Raw genomic sequence first — 22505 nt, 5'->3', positions numbered from 1 at the left:
CAAATTTCACAGCCCACGGACAGCTAACCGTTAACGGTTAACCGTTAACAGTTAACCGAATTTACTTAACTGAATTCCTTCTGGCTTTCAAGGCATCTCGCGCTTGTTCTCGATCGTCAAAATGGACTTTTTCGGTGCCCAAAATTTGATAATCTTCGTGTCCCTTTCCTGCAATCAGCACGCCATCTCCCGGTTTAGCTTCCATAATAGCAGTGCGAATTGCAGCGGCTCGATCGCACATCACTATCGGCTTTACTGCGGCGGGAATTCCTGCTAAAACATCCTCCAAAATGCGATCGGGATTTTCCGTCCGCGGATTGTCGGAAGTAACAACAGCTAAATCGGCTAATTCTGCAACGATTTTCCCCATAATCGGCCGCTTAGTGCGATCGCGATCGCCACCGCAGCCAAACACGCAAATCATCTGACCCGGAATAAACGGCCGCGATGCCTTCAACAAGTTCTCCAAACTGTCTGGAGTGTGCGCGTAATCCACAATAACGCTAATATCTTGGTCTGGACTAATTTGCACCCGTTCCATCCGTCCCGGAACTCCCGAAAACTGAGATAATTTCTCCACAATTGCGGACAAATCTAAACCCAATTCTAAAACAGCACCAACAGCAGCCAACATATTTGATAAATTGAACTGACCAACTAAAGGCAAAGAAAAAGCTGTTTCACCCTTGGGAGTGTGCAGCATTCCCTTAACTCCATTGGGCTGATACTCCAAATCAAAAGCATACAAATCTGCCGTTTTCAGAACAGTGCTGTAACTCCAACCTAGGTCAGATTTAATGGTTTCAACTATTCGCTGCCCGTAGGGGTCGTCAATATTAATTATAGCGCGCTTTTTGAGGTAATCAGAACCAAACAAAAGCGATTTAGCCTCAAAATAATCTTCCATATCGCGGTGATAATCGAGATGATCTTGAGTCAAATTTGTAAAGACAGCAACTTCAAAACTACACCCCAAAACTCGCTGTTGCGCTAAAGCGTGGGAACTGACTTCCATTACCCCGTGTTTGCATCCGGCGACTACAGCTTCTGCTAATTGCTTTTGCAGGTCAACTGCAAAAGGTGTGGTGTAAAGTGCAGTTTGTTGGAATCCCGGCCAGCGAGTATAAAGCGTACCGAAAATCGCCGTCGGCAACTGCATTTCATTGAGCAGAAATTCGATTAAATGAGTTGTGGTAGTTTTGCCGTTAGTCCCGGTAACGCCGACAAGTTTTAATTTGCTAGCTGGATTGCCGTAAAATGCGGTTGCTATTTGACCGCAAACTTGAGCCATATCGGCTGCTGCGATGACGCAACTACCCCCGTCTTCGGGGGGTGTTTTCTCGGCTGCTTGGGTGGAAATTATGGCGGCAACTGCACCAGATTCGATCGCGCTTTGCCAAAAATTTCCGCCATCTACCCGAGTTCCCGGCATTCCCAAAAACAAATCACCCGCCTGACAAGCGTGGGAATTAGTCGATAAACCCTTGACTTCGGCATCGAGGGCGGGATGTTGCGCGTCAAAGGAAATGCTGGGAACTGCTGCTAATAATTCTATCAATTTCATCTGAAAAACTCCTCGCTTAAATGTCTTGAATATGACTGGCGGAACACATTGTTTGAGCCATTCTCTACAGGTTTTTGCTGTATACGGTGCAAACCCTAGTTTTTTTTTATGCGCGGTGTAAAACCTATCGGCCTAGAGTAAGCTGCACACCGAGCACCCTGAAGTCAGGATTAAAACCTGAGTTTTTGGGTAAATCGTATTATTGTGATCGATCGATTTGCAAATATTTCTGTAACATTTGCTCCAATTGGGCGACACTACAGCGGGGAGAAGGACGGGGTAACAGTTCTTCAGTGGAGAATGCAGCCTCGCCAACAGAATTTTTGGGCTGGGGCTGCACTTTAAACAAAACTGGAACTTCGTACTGATAAGCTTGAAACCAGTCATCGCGTTCGGTAATATCTCTGACTTCGAGTTGAAACTGGAGGCTTTCAATCTGTTCGAGTTTTTCTTGCAACCCTTCGCACAAGTGGCATCCGGGTTTGCTGTACAAAATCAATCGCATCATAACAGTAAGATTAAACTCGATCTTAAATTATCAAACGTGCGATCGCCAGTGGGCGAACTCAACGCGAGTAAGACGCAACTCACGGCTTTATTGCTCGCAATGCGCGATCGAAGTTATCTTAGCATTGGCAGCGAACAGATTACCGCGCTTGACAATCAAAACACTACAACCCCATCCCTCTTTTTCTTCTCTTCCTCTGTGCCCTCTGCGCCTCTGCGGTAAAAAAATAAATCTAGTTCACCAATGAAAGAGTTAAATTTATTCACATAACCTAATTGTAAACTCCACCTTGACTAATAAATCAATCTTTAGTATAGTATATAAATAGCCCTACATAAAGGAGGCAGTATGGACTGCACCGAATACGCAGAAGCCAAGCGAAAAGCAGCTAAAAAAATTAGCGCCGACATTCGAGAACGCTGGAACAATCGCATCGTGACGCGAGGATTGCACTTGATGGGAGAAGCGGGGGCAGTGCAGTATTTGGCTGATTACGGGCGGGGAATTGGAACGGCAAAAGTTATTGGTTTTGCACTGTGCGCGGAGTCGGAAGGATACCCGGAAATGGCGATCGGCTTTTGGAAAAGAGCGTTTGAATTGGAAACCGGAGAAAAGCCGATCGCCCTCAATACTCCAAACAAATCTAGCACCAATCTTGCTGCTGCAAAATCAACTTCCGCTGCCAACATAGAGACTGTTAATAACCCCGTAGTTCCCGAATTACCACCGCACTTACAGCCGGGAAGGATTGTCACCATGCAGCCGGTTGACGCGCCGAGTGAACGTTCTTATTACATCGAAAATCCCGATTATTGGGGACAGCCAAAACGCGACGGCAATCGAGTAGTGGTCATTGCCACGCCAGATAAAGTATACTACCAATCGCGATCGACTAACCTGCGGCAACAGGCATCGGTTGAGATCGATCGCACATTAATCGACACAGCCGCTAAAATTGGCACCTTTGTTTTAGACGGCGAACTGTATTACAAAAGCTGTACAGGCAGCGAACACCGTACCGGGGCGCAAGCTGCTACAGTTAATATTGAAAGCGGTTTTCCGACTACTCAGCCCAGCGCAATTTATGCCATTTTTAAAAGTTTGTTTTTCAAAGGCAATGATTTAACTCCCGTGGCAGAATCCGAACGAATTGCAGTGGGAGTTGAAGTTGGCGAAATGCTGGCGAATTTATCCCCAGCCTTTGAAGTTGTACCGACATTTCGCACCACCGCCGAAAAGCTATTCCTGGCTAATCAGCAGGAATCCGAAAATAAAGAAGGCGAAGTTTGGGTGTTGCACAACTGTCACTATGTCGGCGGAAAAGATGTTAAGAAATATCCGATGGTGAGGACTAAATACTGTCAAGAACACGATTTGTTTATTGTGGGTTTGACGGCGACAAAAGTTGCGGGGCGGCCGTTTAGCGCCGTCAAAGTAGCGCAAGAAATTGATGGCAAATTAGTCCCGGTAGGAACCGTGGGAACCGGGTTTAGCGGGGAGGAAATGCTGGAAATTGCCCGACTCTACGAGGCTAACCCCAAAAGTGTCAAAATTAAAGTGCGATCGCAGGGTTTGACGGAAAGTGGCAAATTATGGCACGCACGATTTCTGGAGTTTTGTTAAATTTGTAGGGAAACGGCACTGCCGTTTTCTTCCCCAAATATGCGAGTTCCAACACATAGTATCAGATAAAATCAGCAGAGTGAAAATCAATGGTTATCAGCAAAAACAATTTCTACATTTCTCCAGAAGAGTACCTAGAAGGCGAGCGAGTAAGCCCGATCAAACACGAATACAGACGCGGACACGTTTATGCAATGACAGGGGCAAAAAAGCTTCATATTGTTATTGGTAGTAATTTAGTTCGGCTGCTGGGAAATCATCTTCTGAATACACCCTGCTTAGTTTTATCATCAGATATAAAAGTCCGACTGGAAGAGGCAAATTGCTATTACTATCCTGATGTAGCGGTGACTTGCGACGAAAGAGATACCTCAAATACTGAAGATTTCATTTTATATCCATCTTTAGTAGTTGAGGTATTGTCGCCCTCAACAGCAGCTTTCGACAGAGGCGATAAATTTGCCGATTACCAAACTTCTCCGAGTTTGCAAGAATACGTACTCATCACTCAATCTGAGATTAAAATTGAGTGCTTTCGGCTGAATGAGTCAGGAAATTGGGTTTCTCAGACTTACCGACAAGGAGATAGAGTAGAATTTGTTAGTGCGAATTTTAGTTGTGCAATTAGCGAAATTTATCAAAAAGTCCCCGGCATCATATTGTGATGTATGAAAAACAACTTTCTTTGGTTCGTAGTCAGGAATGCAAGTCCTTCTTCTGAGGACTTCCGTCCTCACTACGAACCAAAACGATAGCTAACCAATAGAAAAAACAATGATTAAAATCTTACACCTTTCAGACATTCACATGGGCAGCGGCTTTTCCCACGGCCGGATTAATCCAGAAACTGGTTTAAATACGCGGCTGGAAGACTTCGCGGCGACGCTGAGCAAATGTATGGATAGAGCAATTTCTGAACCCGTAGATTTAGTCATATTCGGCGGCGATGCTTTCCCTGATTCGACGCCTCCACCGTTTGTTAAAGAGGCTTTTGCCCGACAATTCAGCCGCTTGGTGGACGCCCAAATTCCGACTGTTTTGCTAGTAGGAAATCACGACCAACATTCTCAGGGACAAGGTGGCGCGAGTTTGGGAATTTATCGGACTTTGGGAATACCTAAGTTTATTGTAGGCGATCGCCTGGACACTCACCTCATTCAAACCCGCAGCGGGCCAGTACAGGTGGTTACTTTGCCTTGGTTGACTCGATCGACCTTAATGACACGTTCCGAGACTGAAAGCCTGTCTATGGGCGATGTTAACCAATTATTAACCGAAAAATTGACGATCGCAATGGAAGGCGAAATTCGCCGCCTAAACCCCGACATACCAACCGTACTTTTAGCGCACTTAATGGCAGATAAAGCAAGTCTGGGTGCCGAACGTTTTTTAGCAGTTGGCAAAGGTTTTAACATTCCCGTTTCCATGCTAACTCGCCCTTGTTTTGATTACGTTGCTCTCGGCCACGTTCACAAACACCAAAATCTCAATGCTTCCAACAATCCGCCAGTAATTTATCCCGGAAGTATCGAACGAGTTGATTTTAGCGAAGAGAAGGAAGATAAAGGTTTTGTGTTAGTTAACTTGGAACGGGGAAAAGCAGAGTGGGAATTTTGCACTTTGCCAGTGCGGGTGTTTCAGACTATTAAAGTGAATGTTTCCGAATCGGAAAACCCCCAAGCAGAGTTAGTTAAAGCTATTGGTAAGAAAGAGATACAAGATGCGGTTGTGAGATTGATTTACCAATTGCGATCGGAACAATTAGATTTAATCGACAATGCTGAATTGCACATACTTCTGGGCGAAGCGCACAGCTACACAATTCAGCCGGAATTAGTTAGTCAGTTAGCGAGGCCGCGGTTGCCAGAATTGAATGCTAATAATAGTATAGAACCGTTAGAAGCTTTAAAAACTTATCTGGCAAGTCGCGAAGATTTGAAAGATGTTGCTGAGAGTATGTTAGAGGCAGCACAAGGTTTGTTGGGCAATACGGAAGAAGTTTTGGTGGAATTTTAATAAATCAATAATCGCGCATCTAATTACAGGATGATTTTGCTGCCCAATATTGTAGGGTGGGTATTTTCCCCGCCCTAAATATACTATTTAACTCCCAAAAATCTCACCCACCGCCAACCGAGTTCCATTGGCAAAATCTACCCCAGACTGCACCTTTTTCCCCGCCAACTGCACCTCCCGCAACAATAATAAACCATCACCAGTTTGGACGATCGCCCCCAACCCCTTTACAACCTTGACAACTTCCCCATTCGCGCCCGACAACTGGGCTAAAACAGGCCATTCGCGTTCCAAAACTCTCAAATCCGCTGGCATTTGCAGCCAATATTCCGGCCCGACGGGCACCGTAGCTATCACCTTCAGAGAATTGCCACGAAAAGTCGTCGTGCAATCCGGCAAAAAGCCCCTAACTTGATTGTGAAGGGCGATCGCACTTTTTGACCAATCCAGCACATAATCTGCGCTCTTAATCATCGGTGCGTAAGTCGCCTCAGCATCATCTTGAACAACAACTTTAACCTTATCGTCTCTCAATTTTACCAAAGTTTCTATCAACAAATCCGCCCCAACTTCCGCCAACCTATCCGCCAAAGAATCAGCATTATCCAACAGCGAAATACCAGCAAAAGCCTTCAATAGCATCGCCCCCGTATCCATCCCAGCATCCATCAGCATAGTAGTAATTCCTGTTGTCTTTTCCCCGTCAAAAAGACAGCGCTGAATCGGCGCGGCACCGCGATACTTCGGCAAAATTGAACCGTGAACGTTAACGCAAGCCAAACTAGGAATATCCAGAATTTCTTGAGACAGAATTTGGCCGTAAGCCACCACCACAAACACATCCGCCGCCGCTTCTCGCAATTTGGCAATTGTTTCAGCATCTTTCTTAATTCGCTGCGGCTGCCAAACCGGGAGACTGTGATTTAAAGCCACATCTTTTACAGGTGAAGGCATCAATTGATTACCTCTTCCCCGGCGTTTGTCCGGCTGAGTCACCACACCCACAACCTCGAATTCAGGGTGACTTAGCAAACTGGATAAAGTAGGAACAGCAAAATCGGGAGTGCCAAAAAAAACAATTTTCATATACTTTTAGTTATTAGTAAGTAGTTAGCAGTCATCAGTTAGAGCGTGTAGGCGTGAATTAACCGTGATTCCTCTAGATACGGTCTTGAACTGTCAAAACAAGAAATCTACCAATCAAGCGGGTTTATAGCTCCCAATGCGTCTAGGACTCCAATCATGGTAGTTTCCTCCTCAATTATACACATCGACGATAGTTCCGACTTGTGCGATCGGCAAAAAGGCGATCGCACAAGTCGGAACCATCTAGGATACAAGCCCCCAAATTCATCCGTGGGGTCAATGCTTCAATTCTTTAATCTAAAATCTAAAATCTAAAATCTAAAATCGACTGACACTCAGGTCAACTAGACTCAACAGATAACAGTCCGCGACAAACAAGGACTTCATCTACTGCATTAATTAACTTTACCTTTGCTTTAACTTGGCCCATCACTTCACATCCATTTTTTATATAAAAACAACAAAACCAAGTGTATTTACCTGGAAAACTTTAAACCCAGAATTACTCTTATGACTCTTTCGCAACGAAGTCATAGGCAAGCGCATGAATCCTGATTTTCAACGTCAGGCGCTACTCAATTAAATCATGGGCCGTCCCGAACCTCGATTCAAAAATACTCTGGAAAAACTTCCCAAAAACTGCTATTTTAGTAATAGTAGACGCTCCTTGTACTGGTCAATCAATCTTAGCCCAAGGATACAAAGCACCCCGAGGCTTTAATCATAAGCAATGCCCACCCCCAAAAAATAATAATTTTAGCTAATTCTGGTAAAATTGTCGCGCTGCCAAGTTATCGTGCTTACATGACCTGCAACGATTCGAGCGCAGAACAGGAACAAGTCAGCGAATCGCTATTAAGCAAATTCCCCGAATTTCCGCCTGTTACAGTTCCTCATTGAGTAAAAGATCGATCGCACCTGACAGAAATTCCTTGCTATCGGATGTGGCCGCAAGATAGACTAGGAGCAGGAGCTTTCACTGTTTTGTTTCAAAACACCTCCGATGGAGAGAGAAATCAGCTACCAGCAGATTTTCTAGATTTAGCTCGTTTTACCAACCTCTAAACTATCCGCGTGCATCCCCGTTCATCTGCAGTTAAAAAAGTCTTCTTCCCTGAATCTAAATAAAAAATGATATTATCCAAATTATCCAAAGCAATTAAAAGACCATTAAAACTAACGATCTGCATTTTAATTGCCTTAAATCTGCTAATATTAAGCGGCTGTCAAAACAGTACCACCCCAGTCTCAAAAAACGGCGAGCCGATCGAACTCACACTGTGGCACGGCATCAATCCCCCGCCAAATCGCGACGTATTTCAAACCCTTACAGACAAATTCAACCAAACACATCCCAACATCCAAATCAAACCAGTTTACATCGGTCAGCCCGACCAACAACTACCAAAAATACTAACAGCAATAGTTGGAAATGCACCGCCTGATTTGTTGTGGAATGGCCCCTCAATTGCAGGAAAACTAGCAGAACTCGACGCAATTGAACCCTTAGAAAACTGGCTCGACAAATCGCCCCGGAAAGCCGAAATTGACCCGGCACTCTTCGAGTCAATGGAACTTGGCGGACATACTTGGTCAGTTCCCCTAGGCACAAACAACGTCGCCATATTTTACCGTCCCAGCTTATTTGCAGCAGCAGGAATCAAAGAAGTGCCGCAGAATTGGGCGCAATTAAAGCAAGTAGCCCGATCGCTCACGCGAGACACCAACGGAGACGGCCGCACAGACCAACACGGCATAGTGCTCCCCCTAGGCAAAGGAGAATGGACAGTATTTACCTGGCTGCCATTCATGTTCAGCGCAGGCGGCGAACTCAAAGGCAAAATACCTCAAAGTCCTGTACCTCAAATAGATAATCCCGGTTCTCAGGCCGCCTTAGAATTGTGGAGCGACTTGTTAAAAGAAGGTTCAGCAATATTGTCAGCACCCGAACGCGGTTACGAACTCGACAATTTCATCGCCGGGAAAGTCGCCATGCAAATCACCGGGCCGTGGACGCTAGCACAGTTGCAGCAAAGCGCGATCGACTACGCAGCAATGCCTTTACCGCTCCTCAAACGCCCTGCAGCCGTCGTAGGGGGTGAAAACATATTTTTAATGAAAACCTCGCCAGAACGAGAGCGAGCAGCCCTAGTATTCTTAGAATACGTTATAGGTGAAGAATTCCAAACAGCATGGGCATTGGGAACAGGTTATTTACCCATTAACTTAAAATCGAGACAGAGCCAAGCTTATCAAAGCTTTGTGGAAAAAAACCCTGTTTTGCGAGTATTTTTAGAACAAATGAACTCAGCCAGAGCGCGACCCATTATATCAGGTTACTCCCGCCTGTCAGAAAACCTCGGTCGCGCCATAGAGGCAACCCTTCTCGGCCGCAACCCCCAAGACGCCCTTAAAGAATCTCAAGAGCGTTTGACACTAACCTTAGATGTTGCAACGGTCCCAGAAAAATAGACAAAAAAAATATTTTTTTAGCTGTAAATTATCCCCTTTCACTGTATTCGAGCGAAAGACTTGAAGCCTCGATTGATGGTTAAAAATCTAGTGAAAATCACTACAGCCTGCAATTCTAATCAGAAACCGTGTTTATTGCCCGAAACTTACCTAAAAGCAGAGATTTTACGTCGCTGTTATTGGTATTTTAGGTATTATTGATCATGGTGCAAGATGTTAGGGTAAATTTAGTTACGATGGCCCGATACAAAAAGACACCCGCTCTCGCTCGATCATAAATTTTTAACAAAAACCAAAATTTACAAACCAATTGCTTAGCCATTAGAGATATATTTACAAAAAAGCGATACTCCCGAAATTCATGGGCAGATTTGATCGAACAAAAAAACCGCTCCCTCAACGGCACCACAAAAAGTTAGCTCAAAAGCTTCTCCCACTACCTACCACCCATGACCTACCATCACCTAATAGAAACATTTTCTCTACCCTGTGCCTGTCCCGTGCCACCTCCTGAGATCCCAACAACCGTCCACCTTTTCCCCAAACGACAATGCAGACAAAGTTCCTTAACGCAATCAAAGGACATTCCTGGCGGTACTTTCTCGCAGTAGGCGCGATCGCCCTGGTCTACTATTGGGCGTCGCAATTCGCCATTTCCACCCTCACCCTCAGTTCAGAAATTTACCCGATGTGGCCAGCAGCAGGAATTGCCCAAGTCGCCCTGCTGCTGTTTGGGCGACAACTGTGGCCGGGAATCGCGATCGGAGGCTTCCTGTTCAGCATGAACGTACCGTCGGCCAACATCGTCACGGCATTGATCTCGGCAGGCGCCAGAAGCCTGCAAGCCTGGACGGGAACTTATCTACTCCAAGGCCTTAACTTTAGCGCCGGGCTCGATCGGCTCAAAGACGTTTTAGGAATAGTCGGGCTAGCAGCCTTGGGATCTACCCTGATCAGCTCCACCATCGGCAGCATCCTCGTATGCCTGAGTGGTATATCTAGCTGGAGCGATTTTGGCACGATTTGGGGGACTTGGTGGGTCGGAGACGCTATGGGAATTGTGCTCGTCGCCCCGCTGCTGCTGACGTGGCAACAATTGCCCAAAGTCCCCACCCATCGCAAACAGATAGCTGAACGAGCGATTTGGCTGCTGCTGCTACTAGCAGTCGGATGGCTCGTCTTTTGCTCCCGCACCCGCGCCGCTTACGCCCGCTATCCCCTCGAATACTTACCATTTCCCCTAGTAGTTTGGGCTGCCTTTCGATTCGGTCAGCGCTACACCGCCCTCTCCAACCTCATCCTCTGCGGCTTCGCCATCTGGGGTATCGCCCGAGGCAGCGGCCCCTTCCTCAAACACGCCAGCAGTATCCCCCAAGCGCTGTTATCCCTGCAAGCCTTCATCGCCGTCATCGCCGTCACCGGCTTAGTCTTAGCCGCCACCGTCGCCGAACGCCACCAAGCAGAAGCCTCCCTGCGCGCCAGCGAAGCCAGCCTCGCCAACGCCCAGCGCATCGCCCAGCTAGGCAACTGGGACTTAGACCGCAACGGCCAGCAATTGCGGTGGTCAGAGGAAATTTACCGCATCCTGGGACAGCAACCGGGAACTTTTGAACCCAGCCTGGAAGCCTTCTTGGAATACGTGCACCCTGAAGACAGAGAATTAGTCAAAACCTCGATCGAAGCCGCTTTATTTCAGCAACAACCTTACAGTATCGATTACAGGCTCATACTCCCCGACGGTAGCAACCGCACAGTCTACGAACAAGCCGACGTCAACTCCCTCTACATCACCAGCACCGTCCAAGACATCACAGACAGAAAGCAAGCCGAAGCCGCGCTGCGTTCTTCAGAAGAAAGATTTTCCAAGGCCTTTCACGCCTCCCCAGTCGGGATCAGCATCTGCACCCTCACAGATGGATGCTTCCTCGATGCCAACGAAAGCTTTTTGCGCTCATTAGGCTGGCTGCGGCACGAATTTCTCGGCCGCACTCCCAGCGACTTAGGAATGTTTGTCAATTCAGAAGACGGGGGGCGGCTCGCCCAGATTTTGCAATCACAAAATTCGATCAGCAACCAAGAAATCAAAATTTGCACCAAAGCCGGCGAAGTCCGCGACTGGCTGCTGTCATTGGAACTCATCCACCTCGGCAGCACTCAGTGCGTTTTAATCATGACCACCGACATCACCGAACGCTTGCGTTCCGAAGAATTCCGCCGGGCCGCATTAGCCGCCGAAGCTGCAAATAGATCTAAAAGCATTTTTCTCGCCAACATGAGTCACGAACTCAGAACCCCCCTCAACGCCATCATTGGCTACAGCGAGATCCTGCAAGAAGACGCCCGAGACCTTGGTGCCGAAGAGTTCATCGACGACCTCCAGAGAATTAACACGGCCGGTCAGCACCTACTCGCGCTGATTAAAGATATTCTCGACTTGACCAAAATTGAAGCAGGCCACACCGACTTGCACGTCGAAACTTTCACCATTCCAACTCTGGTTGAGGAAGTAGTTGCCACGATCGCGCCGCTGGCAAACAAAAATAGCAATATTGTAGAAATACAATGCCCCGAAAATATTGGCTCGATGCAGACCGACTTGACTAAACTCCGGCAGTCTCTGCTCAACCTCCTCAGCAATGCCGCGAAATTTACTTGCTCCGGTGCGATTACCTTCGCCGTTACCCGATCCGGCGAAATCCCCGCCGACGCTGCAAACAAAGGCAAAAAACTTGGAGCGTATAGAGGAGGTGGCCAAGCTGAAAATAGCTTGTCTCTCTTATCTTCCGCTCAAGATTGGATCATTTTTACGGTCAAAGATACCGGCATTGGCATGAGTCCCGAACAGTTAGCCAGAATCTTTGAGCCTTTCACTCAAGCCGATTCCTCCACTACTAAGAAGTACGGCGGGACTGGTTTGGGGCTGACGATTACTAAGAAATTCTGCGAAATGATGGGCGGAGACATTACCGCATTCAGCGAGGTGGGCAAAGGTTCTACTTTTACCATTCGGCTGCCAGCTATTTTCACCGACCTTTCAATTTCAACCGAAAATTCTGATAAATAATAATTTATTGACATTTCTTTTCGAGCGTTTCCGGTTTTATTAGCCTCCGCAATTCGCTGATTCTTTCGCTAGCAGGTATCGAGATTTTAAACATATAGCCAAATCATTAAAGCCGTTAGGATATAATTAGCGCAGTTTAAAGTTTTTTGGAGAGCAGAGATGCTCAATAGGCTTTTCGATCAAACCTAGGATTTGCTTGATCCCGTAGCTTTAGACTAACTGTATAGCTGCGTATATATAATATTATTAATTAAAAAGATATACTGTAGAAAGTTGCCTACAAAGCGCCAGAAATTATGCATCCCGACCTCCAGCGCCAACTCGAACAGCTCGGTTTAGCCAGCGAGTCTCCCCCTCCCACTGCCGAGCAGTGGCAGCTATTCTTAGAGCAGGTAAGTTGTAGCTACGACGGAACCCGGAGCCAGCAGGAACCGCTGCTGCAAGCTTGTTTGAGTTCCCAGTCGGTGGCGCAGCAGGATTTTGCCTCCTCGCCCCAGTCCCCTAAAGACTCTCCAACAGCTTCAGAATTCGATCGACTGCCGATGAGTCTCAACAACTTGGGAGCGGGATTATGTATCCTTGACGCGAAGGGCTGTGTAATCTCGGTGAATCCAGAGGCAGAACGCTTGCTGGGGTGGCGAGAGTCGGAACTTGCAGGCATTTCTCTGCTAGAACGCATCGGGAAGCAAAAGAAAGGTAACAAATCCCAAGTTTTGACGGCTACGAAACAGTCGCCCAGCAATACTGAAGATGGGAAGATCGCACCTACACTAGATTTACAACAGGCGATCGCTTCCGGTCAACCTTGCAACAACTGGGACGACGAGTTTTTGTGTCGCGACGGCAAGATGTTACCAGTTTCCTATTTTTTCCATCCCGCAGTTGAGGGCCGCGAAATATCAGTCTTGATGTTTTTTGACATTAGAGAACACAAGCAATCGCTCTCGATACTGCAAGCAGTTGTAAAATCTACAGATGCAGGAATTCTGGCGGTTGACATAAACGGCAATATATGTAATTATAATCAGAAATTTATAGAGATGTGGGGCTTGTCCTCCAGCCAAGGAAAGTTGAGCCGATCGACCTTCGCCACACTCACAAACACGCTCAAAACAGGATTCCCCTTCGACAGGGAACAATTAAAATACCCGCAAAGATTTCTCCCAAACGTGATTAAAGTGTCGGCAGATTCAGATACTCAAATCAGCGAATTATTAGAATTTAAAGACGGAAGAATTCTTGAATTAAATTCGTTGCCCTCAAAAGTCGGAGCGAAAACAGTCGGTAGAGTCTGGAGCTTTCGAGACGTTACAAAACTCAAAAAAGTAGAACAATCTTTGCAGTATCGAATAGAATTCGCTCAATTGATTGCCCGTTTGTCAACCGATTTCATCAGCCAGCCCTTATCAGAAATAGACAAAGGCATCGATCGAACCCTGCAATCGATCGCCACCTTGAGCGGGTTTGACCGCAGTTACATCTACCTGTTATCATTCGACAAAACCCGCGCCCACAAAACCTACGAGTGGTGTGGCGAAAGCATTCCGGCAGTCAAAAACAGCACCGACAAACCAATAGAGATCGCACAAATCCCTTGGATCGCAGAAAAACTCGATCGCGCCGAATGCCTCTATATTCCAGAAATCGGCGAACTCCCGCCCCCAGCAATCGCCGAAATTGGCTATTTGATCGGTCACAATTCAGGCGAATTCCAGACAGACTCCCCATCCCAAACAATCAATCAAACAGCAACCGCCTTAATACCTTCGAGTGACGCTTCCCTAAATAATTTAGAATTAAAAAAACAGCTAAGAAATATTCAATTATTGATAATTATTCCCCTAATTTGTAGTAAAAACCTAGTAGGATTTATCGGATTCGAGGGCTTACAGCAAACAGCAGGTCGAGCAACCGAAATATCCACAATATCCACACAGCTAAAAATGGTAGGAGAAATGCTCGCCAATGCCCTAGAGCGCAAGCGAGCAGAAGCAGCCTTGAGACAATCCGAAACAAAATACCGCAGCATCTTTGAAAACGCAGTCGAAGGCATATTCCAGACAACGCCGACCGGGCACTACCTCAGCGGCAACAGCGCACTAGCCCGAATTTACGGCTACGAATCCTGTACCCAAATGCTCGCGGAACTCACCGATATCAACCGTCAATTTTACGTTAACCCCCATCGGCGCGCCGAGTTTATGGCTCTATTGGGCGCCCGCCACCAAGTGTCAAAATTTGAATCCCAAATATACCGCCGAGACGGTAGCACGATTTGGATTTCCGAAAACGCGCGCAGTATCTGCGACGAAAACGGCAGCGTTTTGTACTACGAAGGCACAGTCCAAGACATCACCGATCGCAAACAGGCAGAATCCGCCATGCAGTTGGCCCTAGAAGCAGCAGAATCAGCCAACCGGGCAAAAAGCACATTTCTCGCCAACATGAGCCACGAACTTCGCACACCCCTCAATGCCATCATCGGCTACAGCGAAATGCTTAAAGAAGAAGCCGAAGAATTGGGCAGTTGCGAATCCGTCCCCGACCTCGAAAAAATCTGCAGCGCCGGCAAACACCTGCTGTCCCTGATTGACGACATCCTAGATATTTCTAAAATTGAAGCAGGCCGAATGGATCTCTACTTAGAAACATTCGAGATTCATACCTTAATTGAAAGTGCTGTTGCCACGGCCAGGCCGCTGGTCGAGAAAAACGGTAATACCCTAGAAGTGTACTGTCCAGACAACCTCGACACCATGCACGCGGACATGACAAAAGTGCGGCAAGTGCTGCTTAACTTGCTCAGCAACGCTGCCAAGTTCACACAAAACGGGAAAATTGCGATCGGAGTGGAAAGAATTAAAAATGAACAATTAAAAATGAAAAATCAAGAGGAATCTTCCGAAATTTTAATTTCCAACTCCGAATTTTTAAGTTTCCGCGTCGCCGACACTGGCATCGGCATGACACAAGAGCAATTGCAGCGAGTTTTCCAACCTTTCACCCAAGGTGATGCCTCGACTACCCGCGAGTACGGTGGCACCGGTTTGGGACTAGCAATCAGCCAGCGCTTCTGTCAAATGATGGGCGGCAGCATTGAGGTCAGCAGCACCTTGGGCTCCGGCACCACTTTCACCGTGCTCTTGCCCAAAGCCATCACACATCCGGAAATCCCCAACAAAGTCCACGACAGCATTAGCCCTCCCGACGCCCCCGCTGTCGGCACGGTGCTGGTAGTGGACGACGACCCGATCTCGCGGGATTTAATCGAGCGCGCCCTCAGTCGCCAAGGACTGCACGTAGAAGTCGCCGGCGGTGGCGAGCAAGCTCTCCGGCTCGCTAAGCAACTACGGCCAGACGCCATCACCCTGGATGTGATCATGCCCGGAATGGATGGCTGGGCGGTACTCTCAGCGCTGAAGGCAGACCCTGACCTTGCCGAAATTCCCGTAATCCTGCTATCCTTTGTGGGCAACAAAAGCCTCGGCTTTGCATTGGGTGCATCGGACTACCTCACCAAACCAGTGGACGGCAAACGGCTGGCTGCCTTGTTGAACAAGTACCGACGCGACCAAGACGGCGTTGCAAGTAACAATTTGACCTGTCAGATTCTAATTGTGGAAGACGACGTTGCCACGCGCGAAATACTGCGATGCGTACTAGAAACACAAGGCTGGGCAGTAACGGAAGCTGACAGCGGACGCGCTGCTCTCGATCGGCTAAAAGTTGCTCGCCCGCACCTGATATTACTGGATTTGATGTTGCCAGAAATGGATGGTTTTGAATTGATCGGCGAACTTCGCAAATCCCATTCGGGAGATCCTATACCGATTGTTGTGATCACGGGGAAAGACTTGACACCGGCCGAAAGCCAGCAGCTAAACGGCTACGTCGAGCGGGTGCTACAAAAGGGAGTCTACAGTTGCGATAGTTTGTTGCGCGATGTTCGCTCTATAGTGAATGACAGGTTCGATCGCAGGTACGACTCGAAAGGCAAGGAGAACACCAATGGCTAAAATCCTGTTGGTCGAAGATAACGAAATGAACAGGGATATGCTTTCCAGGCGTCTGGCCCGCAAGGGACACGAGGTCTTTATTGCTGTTGATGGTGCTGAGGGAGTGTCGATGGCGCTCGCGAAAGTACCAGATTTGATTCTGATGGATATGAGTCTGCCGGTTCTCGACGGGTGGCAAGCAACGCAGCAAATTAAGGCGGCTCCTGAAACTAGCAGGATTCCGGTGATTGCGCTGACGGCTCACGCAATGGCGGGCGATCGTGAAAAGTGTCTTGCCGCAGGCTGCAACGACTACGACACCAAACCCGTCGAGTTTCCACGACTTTTGGGTAAAATTGAAACTCTTCTGAAAGAGGCCCTGACATGAAAGGTGACGAGGGCAGCGTGCTGGTTGTTGACGACAATGAGGTAAACCGCGATTTGCTGGCCCGCCGACTTCAGCGTCAAGGCCATGTGGTGACTGTTGCTGAAGATGGTCTCCAAGCTCTGGAAATGTTGCGAAGCGTTCCTTTTGATTTGGTTCTGCTAGACATTATGATGCCGCAAATGAACGGCTATCAGGTGCTCGAAAGTCTGAAGGCGGACGAGAATTTGCGCTACATCCCGGTGATTATGATTTCGGCGGTGGACGATATCGACAGTATCGTCCGGTGTATAGAGTTGGGGGCGGAGGATTATCTTTCTAAACCGTTCAATCCGGTATTGCTCAAGGCTCGGATTAGCGCTTGTCTGGAAAAGAAGCGACTGCGGGATAAGGAACAGGCGTATTTACATGAGTTGGCTCAGGAAAAGGAAAAGTCCGAGCGTTTGCTGTTAAATATTTTACCGAAGGCGATCGCGCAGCGCCTCAAACACGGGGAAATTACGATCGCAGACAGTTTCGCCGAGGTAACAGTGATGTTTGCCGATTTGGTCGGTTTTACTAAGCTTTCGTCTCATTTATCGCCGGCCCAATTGGTGGAGTTGCTCAACGAGATTTTTTCGGCTTTTGACGAGTTGGCCGAGCGCTACGGACTTGAGAAAATTAAGACGATCGGCGATGCTTATATGGTGGTTGGCGGTTTGCCGACGCCCAGCGACGACCACGCCGAGTCGATCGCCGAAATGGCGCTGGAAATTCAAGCAGCAATGACTAAGATACATACCAAGGGAGGTCAGCCGCTCAGCATTCGCATCGGCATCCACACAGGCCCGGTAGAAGCTGGGGTAATCGGTACTAAAAAATTTACTTACGATTTGTGGGGAGATACGGTAAATACAGCTTCCCGGATGGAATCTCAAGGCGTCCCCGGCAGCATTCAAGTGACAGTTGCTACCTACGAGCGCCTGCGGGATAAGTACGTTTTTGAGGAGCGCGGCGTGATTCCAGTGAAGGGCAAAGGCGATATGATGACTTATCTGCTTATGGGCCGAAACGCTTAATTAATCATTGGGCATTGGGCATCGGGTAGCGGTAACTAATATCAACAGTCAACAGTCAACAGTCAACAAATCATCAAATGAGCGTAAATTCTAACCTTTTAATGTACGCCCAATGGGCGGCAATTCTGACAGTAGCTTTGGCTATTTTAACAGTTATAGCATTTATCTTCAAATGGGGTTTTCGCTTCCGATTGGTAGGAGTGACAAGCTTTATGGGCGTAATTGCTGCGAGTATATTCGGTCTGGGTTTGGGACTGTTTTCCCGTACAGAAATTCCCGGTGCGGTGCGCTATTCTTTAGTTTACGATACAGGCGGCGCTCAAACAGTAGTTACTGTGCCACCTACGATCACCGAATCGCAATTAGAAGCAACGATGCAGCAAGCGGCTGCGGATTTGTACTCTCCAGGGCGCTCTGGGCGCGGCAGAGACTACATGACTATCCGAGTTCGTACAGTTGTACACCCAGAGCCTGGACTGTCGCAGCCGCTGTTTTTGGGCGAAGTGAGGCGATCGCTCGCGACTCGTTATGATGAGAAAATGGCGATCGAAATCTTCCCCGAAAAAGTTGCTATTCTGAAAAAATATCAAGCCTAAAAGTAGTGATTGTTGGGTGCGCGATGTGCACCCAGCCTTTTGCATAGATTCGATCGCTCTTCTTAAAATTATCTGCGTTTATCCGTGTTCATCTGCCTTAAATCTGCGGTTCAGCCTATAAAAAACCAAAAATACTAAAAAAAATTTATGACTCAAAATACAGAAAAACTACTAAAAGACCTCTACAACGCCTTTAACCCATCTTCTCCTTTACCAGCAGGCGACCCGCAATATGTTGACTGTGGGGAAGTGCGAGGAGATGACAATATTACCCTAGACTTGGGCCTCAACATTGAGCGTTCAGAACCGATGACTTGCCAGTTGTATGCAGGACATCGCGGTGCTGGAAAATCAACGGAATTGCTGCGGCTACAGCAACACTTGAACAACAAAGGTTATTTTGTAGTTTATTTCGCGGCTGACGCGGAAGATATCAATCCCGAAGATACTGAATATACAGATATTTTGCTAGCTTGCACCAGACACTTATTAGAAGCAATTAAAGAGGCTGACTCCAAGCCTTTGCTCAATTGGATGAAAGACCGCTGGGACGATTTAAAAGATTTAGGGCTAACAGAAATATCTTTTGAAAAATTGACCTTAGAGGCGCAAATTAGTCAGTTTGCCAAGTTGACGGCGAATGTGAGAACTCAACCGAGTCTGCGTCAAAAAATCCGAGAAAAAGTTGAACCCCAAACACAAACGCTGATTGATGCGCTAAATGAGTTTATTGGCGACGCTAAAAAAAAGTTGCCCAACAAATATTCGCAACTGGTAGCGATTGCCGATAATTTAGACCGGATTGTGCCATTTTCTGCGACAGACGCAGGAGGACGCAGCAATCTAGACCAAATTTTCTTAGACCGCAGCGAACAACTCCAAGCTTTAGATTGTCACGTCGTTTACACTGTACCGATTTCCATGGTGCATTCCAATCGCGCTGCTGATTTAAGCGATAAGTACAATACTCCGCAAGTGCTGCCAATGATTCTGGTACAGAATCTAGATGGTAGCGCTCACCAACCGGGACTTGCTAAAATTAAAGAGTTGATTAAGAAGCGGGTGCAAAAAATCGCTCCAAATCTATCTTTAGAGACAGGATTGTTTGACACCGAAGAAACCCTAGAACGGCTGTGCTTGATGAGTGGAGGTCACGTTAGGGATTTGATGAAGATGATGCGAGAAGCTGTGAATCAAACACAGAATTTGCCAATTACTGCCAAAGCGGCCCAAAGAGCAATCACGAAAGAGCGGAATGTCTACCGCAAAACTCCCGGACAAGATGAATGGTCAATTTTAGCAAAAGTCTCTATTTCTCACCGGATACTTAATGAAGAAAAGCACCGCAATTTGCTATTTAACCGCTGTATTTTGGAATACCGATATTTTGATGATGAAGGAGAAATGCAGCCTTGGTATGATGTTCACCCGCTAATTGAAGGCATTCCGGAATTTAAGGAAGCAGTCGCACTACTTCAGCCATGAAACCAGAAGCAATTGATTGGGACGAAGATTTACCGCCCGCAGAACCGGAGGAAGAATATCGAGATCTGATACGCGCTATCAAGCGGACAAAAGGCTTTAGCTTGTTATTTGTGGAGTGTTCCCCGGCGGAGGGAGAACGCTGGATTGCTAGAGTTAAAACAGATATTTCGCAGCAAAAGATTGAGGTTTTGCGGCTGAAGGAATCGGTTTATGATTTTTACAATCTAATTGAAGAGTTGCCAAATCGCGAGCGCATCAATGTCCTATTCGTCCAGGGTTTAGAATATTCACTTTATGAATACGAACAAGAAAAAAAGGAACTCGGCTGGGAAAGTAAGGATATTTACTCTTACAGTTGGCGGGGAGTGCCGCCTGTTTTAATTAATTTAAACCAGCAGCGAGAACGATTTCGAGATAATTTTAAAATCTGCTTTGTTTTTCTGTTGCCTAAGTTTGCTATTGATTATTTTATTCAGCGGGCACCTGATTTCTTTGATTGGCGATCGAGTTTATTTAAGTTGTCAATGGATAAAGAACTGCTGCAACTAGAATCAAGGCAGGCTTGTTCCGAAAGATGGAAGCAAGAAGATTATCTAGCTTTGACTCCCCAAGAAAGAAAACGGGAATTGGTGAGGATTCAATCTTTAATTGATGAGGATGGGCAAACACCTGAACAACAAGCAGAATTGTTTTATGAACAAGGTTTATTGTATGACTATGCTGAAGAATATGCAAAGGCGATCGCATCCTACGACAAAGCCTTAGAAATCAAACCAGATTTACACGAAGCCTGGTACAATCGGGGCATTGTACTGCGTAAATTAGGCAGGTTGGAAGAAGCGATAGCCTCCTACAACAAAGCCTTAGAAATCAAACCAGATTTACACGAAGCCTGGAACAATCGGGGCTATGCACTGAATGATTTAGGAAGATTTGAAGATGCGATAGCCTCCTACGACAAAGCCTTAGAATTCAAACCAGATTTACAACAGGTTGCCTGGAACAATCGGGGCAATGCACTGGGTAATTTAGGAAGATTGGAAGATGCGATAGCCTCCTACGACAAAGCCTTAGAAGTCAAACCTGATTATCACGTTGCCTGGTACAATCGGGGCAATGCACTGGGTAATTTAGGAAGATTGGAAGATGCGATAGCCTCCTACGACAAAGCCTTAGAAGTCAAACCTGATTATTACGAAGCCTGGTACAATCGGGGCAATGCACTTTGTAAATTAGGAAGATTGGAAGAAGCGATAGCCTCCTACGACAAAGCCTTAGAATTCAAACCAGATAAAGACGAAGCCTGGTACAATCGGGGCATTGCACTGGGTATTTTAGGAAGATTGGAAGAAGCGATCGCCTCCTGCGACAAAGCCTTAGAATTCAAACCAGATTATCACCCAGCATTTTATAATAAAGCTTGCTGCTATGCGTTACACAGTCAGATTGACCAAGCGATTCAGAATTTGCAGCAAGCCATCAATCTGAATCCTGACAAATACCGAGAAATGGCAAAAACTAACTCGGATTTTGACAGCATTCGATCGCATACTCGGTTTCAAGCCTTGATTCAAGAATAGGGATTTGCCGCCCAAGCGGGGGCGGGGCGGGTTTATGAGATTGTCGGTTTGAGGCAATTATTGTTGGTAAAACCCGCCCTTACAGCATCACAAACACTTTTCAACGAAGCTAATGGACACGATATAATAGGATAATTAATAGCGAGTTAAAAGATGACTCAACTAAATGTTAATCTAACCAATGACAGATTTCCCGAACTCATCGCCCATGTCGAGGATACTGGAGAACGAATTGTCATAGAACAGGAAGGAAGGGCGATCGCTGCTATCATTACTTATGCCGATCTGAAGCGACTAGAAGCACTAGAAGCCGCCCTAATTAACAAAGCAAAACTCGAAGAATATGAATGGCTAAAAGCTGCGATCGCAAATCCAGCTTTTGATTCTCTGAGAGACTCAGCGGAAGATATCTACACTTTAGCTGATGGCTTGCCCTTCCACGACCCTGAATGGATTAAAACAGTAGCAATCGAGCCGGATTTTGGTTCGATCCTAGACCCAGAAGAAGACATTTATACCATAGCTGACGGTAAACCATTCCATGACCAAGGGTAAGATTTTCCTAGTACCGTTTCCCTATGATGATTTATCGGCTAACAAACTGCGTCCAGCAGCTTGTTTGACTAACCCTTTGGGAGCGCGACGCCATGTTATTCTTGCTTATATTACAAGTCGCTTGCCCACAAATCTACTGGAAACAGATATCGTATTAGAAGCTTCTCATCCCGACTTTCAGCCTTCGGGGCTGCGGGTGCCATCTACTATCAGGCTGCATCAACTGGTAACTGTTTCTACAGTGGTTGTTCAACGTGAGTTGGGTGAATTATCATCAGATACACAGGCTCAAATTGCTGAAAAGCTTTACAATTTGCTAAGTCAGTGATCGCCGATAGGTGAAACTTATATCAGGACTTACGCAACTTTTAAATTTTTACACTACCCGTAGCAAAAAGGGCCGCAATGCACTACAAATAGGGTCGATATGTAAGTCCTGTTATATCTTGGATGAGGTTTGTCACACCTGAGTACGATCGCCCTTTCCTCTTTTCTACGCAGTCATAAAAAAAATTAGT

General features: G+C 46.7%; 16 protein-coding genes. 13 read left to right on the top strand and 3 right to left on the bottom strand.

The genetic code is table 11. The features are described from left to right. Positions 1 to 61: 61 nt before the first annotated feature. Together QUA24_RS14280 and QUA24_RS14275 are read right to left on the bottom strand one after the other, a co-directional pair. Complete coding sequence (locus QUA24_RS14280; protein WP_333230456.1) at positions 62 to 1564, bottom strand: UDP-N-acetylmuramoyl-L-alanyl-D-glutamate--2,6-diaminopimelate ligase; 1503 nt, start codon at positions 1562 to 1564, stop codon at positions 62 to 64. A gap of 199 nt (positions 1565 to 1763) precedes the next feature. Beyond that, entirely contained in the window at positions 1764 to 2069 is a 306-nt protein-coding gene (locus QUA24_RS14275) for a glutaredoxin family protein (protein WP_333230466.1), read from the bottom strand. Between the two features lie 351 nt (positions 2070 to 2420). Between QUA24_RS14275 and QUA24_RS14270 the strand changes: the two genes are divergently transcribed. The 3 genes from QUA24_RS14270 to QUA24_RS14260 all read left to right on the top strand — a co-directional run bounded on the left by QUA24_RS14270 (position 2421) and on the right by QUA24_RS14260 (position 5711). Next, a complete protein-coding gene (locus tag QUA24_RS14270; RefSeq protein ID WP_333230455.1) occupies positions 2421 to 3695 on the top strand; it encodes an ATP-dependent DNA ligase in 1275 nt (424 codons plus the stop codon). Positions 3696 to 3784: 89 nt separating this feature from the next. After that, the gene (locus QUA24_RS14265) at positions 3785 to 4360 is read left to right on the top strand and encodes a Uma2 family endonuclease (protein WP_333230454.1); all 576 of its coding nucleotides are present in this window, start codon (positions 3785 to 3787) and stop codon (positions 4358 to 4360) included. Between the two features lie 109 nt (positions 4361 to 4469). After that, positions 4470 to 5711, top strand: coding sequence for an exonuclease SbcCD subunit D (locus tag QUA24_RS14260; protein WP_333163571.1), 1242 nt, complete (start codon positions 4470 to 4472; stop codon positions 5709 to 5711). Positions 5712 to 5798: 87 nt separating this feature from the next. Here QUA24_RS14260 and fmt read toward each other — a convergent pair whose 3' ends face one another. Then, complete coding sequence (fmt, locus tag QUA24_RS14255) at positions 5799 to 6797, bottom strand: methionyl-tRNA formyltransferase (protein ID WP_333230453.1); 999 nt, start codon at positions 6795 to 6797, stop codon at positions 5799 to 5801. 1131 nt (positions 6798 to 7928) lie between these two features. On the opposite strand from fmt, the gene QUA24_RS14250 reads away from it, so the two are divergent. From QUA24_RS14250 to QUA24_RS14205, 10 genes are all read left to right on the top strand, one after another. Further along, entirely contained in the window at positions 7929 to 9269 is a 1341-nt protein-coding gene (locus QUA24_RS14250) for an ABC transporter substrate-binding protein (RefSeq protein WP_333230452.1), read from the top strand. Positions 9270 to 9819: 550 nt separating this feature from the next. Then, entirely contained in the window at positions 9820 to 12333 is a 2514-nt protein-coding gene (locus tag QUA24_RS14245; protein ID WP_333230451.1) for an MASE1 domain-containing protein, read from the top strand. Positions 12334 to 12629: 296 nt separating this feature from the next. Continuing rightward, a complete protein-coding gene (locus QUA24_RS14240; protein ID WP_333230450.1) occupies positions 12630 to 16349 on the top strand; it encodes a response regulator in 3720 nt (1239 codons plus the stop codon). After that, positions 16342 to 16716 (top strand): response regulator, encoded by a 375-nt coding sequence (locus QUA24_RS14235; protein ID WP_015177895.1) that lies wholly within the window; start codon positions 16342 to 16344, stop codon positions 16714 to 16716. The genes QUA24_RS14240 and QUA24_RS14235 overlap by 8 nt, the downstream gene beginning before the upstream one ends. Next, the gene (locus QUA24_RS14230; protein ID WP_333230449.1) at positions 16713 to 17771 is read left to right on the top strand and encodes an adenylate/guanylate cyclase domain-containing protein; all 1059 of its coding nucleotides are present in this window, start codon (positions 16713 to 16715) and stop codon (positions 17769 to 17771) included. Before QUA24_RS14235 ends, QUA24_RS14230 begins: the two co-directional genes overlap by 4 nt. 77 nt (positions 17772 to 17848) lie before the next feature. Further along, positions 17849 to 18367 (top strand): Ycf51 family protein, encoded by a 519-nt coding sequence (locus QUA24_RS14225; protein ID WP_333230448.1) that lies wholly within the window; start codon positions 17849 to 17851, stop codon positions 18365 to 18367. Positions 18368 to 18514: 147 nt separating this feature from the next. Further along, positions 18515 to 19852, top strand: a complete 1338-nt coding sequence (locus QUA24_RS14220; RefSeq protein ID WP_333230447.1) for an ATP-binding protein — start codon at positions 18515 to 18517, stop codon at positions 19850 to 19852. After that, a complete protein-coding gene (locus QUA24_RS14215) occupies positions 19849 to 21432 on the top strand; it encodes a tetratricopeptide repeat protein (protein WP_333230446.1) in 1584 nt (527 codons plus the stop codon). Before QUA24_RS14220 ends, QUA24_RS14215 begins: the two co-directional genes overlap by 4 nt. Before the next feature lie 153 nt (positions 21433 to 21585). Continuing rightward, positions 21586 to 21987: a type II toxin-antitoxin system Phd/YefM family antitoxin gene (locus QUA24_RS14210; RefSeq protein ID WP_333230445.1), complete on the top strand. Its 402-nt coding sequence runs from the start codon at positions 21586 to 21588 to the stop codon at positions 21985 to 21987. Then, complete coding sequence (locus tag QUA24_RS14205; protein ID WP_333230444.1) at positions 21974 to 22315, top strand: type II toxin-antitoxin system PemK/MazF family toxin; 342 nt, start codon at positions 21974 to 21976, stop codon at positions 22313 to 22315. Before QUA24_RS14210 ends, QUA24_RS14205 begins: the two co-directional genes overlap by 14 nt. Positions 22316 to 22505 lie beyond the last annotated feature (190 nt).

Origin of the sequence: Microcoleus sp. Pol12B5, assembly GCF_036701335.1 — a bacterium.
Lineage (GTDB): Bacteria > Cyanobacteriota > Cyanobacteriia > Cyanobacteriales > Microcoleaceae > Microcoleus.
This window is presented reverse-complemented; position numbering and strand designations above follow the sequence as displayed.

Coding starts and splice junctions, on each gene's coding strand:
- QUA24_RS14280 (WP_333230456.1), bottom strand. CDS start 1,564: ATGAAATTGATAGAATTATTAGCAGCAGTTCCCAGCATTTCCTTTGAC.
- QUA24_RS14275 (WP_333230466.1), bottom strand. CDS start 2,069: ATGCGATTGATTTTGTACAGCAAACCCGGATGCCACTTGTGCGAAGGG.
- QUA24_RS14270 (WP_333230455.1), top strand. CDS start 2,421: ATGGACTGCACCGAATACGCAGAAGCCAAGCGAAAAGCAGCTAAAAAA.
- QUA24_RS14265 (WP_333230454.1), top strand. CDS start 3,785: ATGGTTATCAGCAAAAACAATTTCTACATTTCTCCAGAAGAGTACCTA.
- QUA24_RS14260 (WP_333163571.1), top strand. CDS start 4,470: ATGATTAAAATCTTACACCTTTCAGACATTCACATGGGCAGCGGCTTT.
- fmt (WP_333230453.1), bottom strand. CDS start 6,797: ATGAAAATTGTTTTTTTTGGCACTCCCGATTTTGCTGTTCCTACTTTA.
- QUA24_RS14250 (WP_333230452.1), top strand. CDS start 7,929: ATGATATTATCCAAATTATCCAAAGCAATTAAAAGACCATTAAAACTA.
- QUA24_RS14245 (WP_333230451.1), top strand. CDS start 9,820: ATGCAGACAAAGTTCCTTAACGCAATCAAAGGACATTCCTGGCGGTAC.
- QUA24_RS14240 (WP_333230450.1), top strand. CDS start 12,630: ATGCATCCCGACCTCCAGCGCCAACTCGAACAGCTCGGTTTAGCCAGC.
- QUA24_RS14235 (WP_015177895.1), top strand. CDS start 16,342: ATGGCTAAAATCCTGTTGGTCGAAGATAACGAAATGAACAGGGATATG.
- QUA24_RS14230 (WP_333230449.1), top strand. CDS start 16,713: ATGAAAGGTGACGAGGGCAGCGTGCTGGTTGTTGACGACAATGAGGTA.
- QUA24_RS14225 (WP_333230448.1), top strand. CDS start 17,849: ATGAGCGTAAATTCTAACCTTTTAATGTACGCCCAATGGGCGGCAATT.
- QUA24_RS14220 (WP_333230447.1), top strand. CDS start 18,515: ATGACTCAAAATACAGAAAAACTACTAAAAGACCTCTACAACGCCTTT.
- QUA24_RS14215 (WP_333230446.1), top strand. CDS start 19,849: ATGAAACCAGAAGCAATTGATTGGGACGAAGATTTACCGCCCGCAGAA.
- QUA24_RS14210 (WP_333230445.1), top strand. CDS start 21,586: ATGACTCAACTAAATGTTAATCTAACCAATGACAGATTTCCCGAACTC.
- QUA24_RS14205 (WP_333230444.1), top strand. CDS start 21,974: ATGACCAAGGGTAAGATTTTCCTAGTACCGTTTCCCTATGATGATTTA.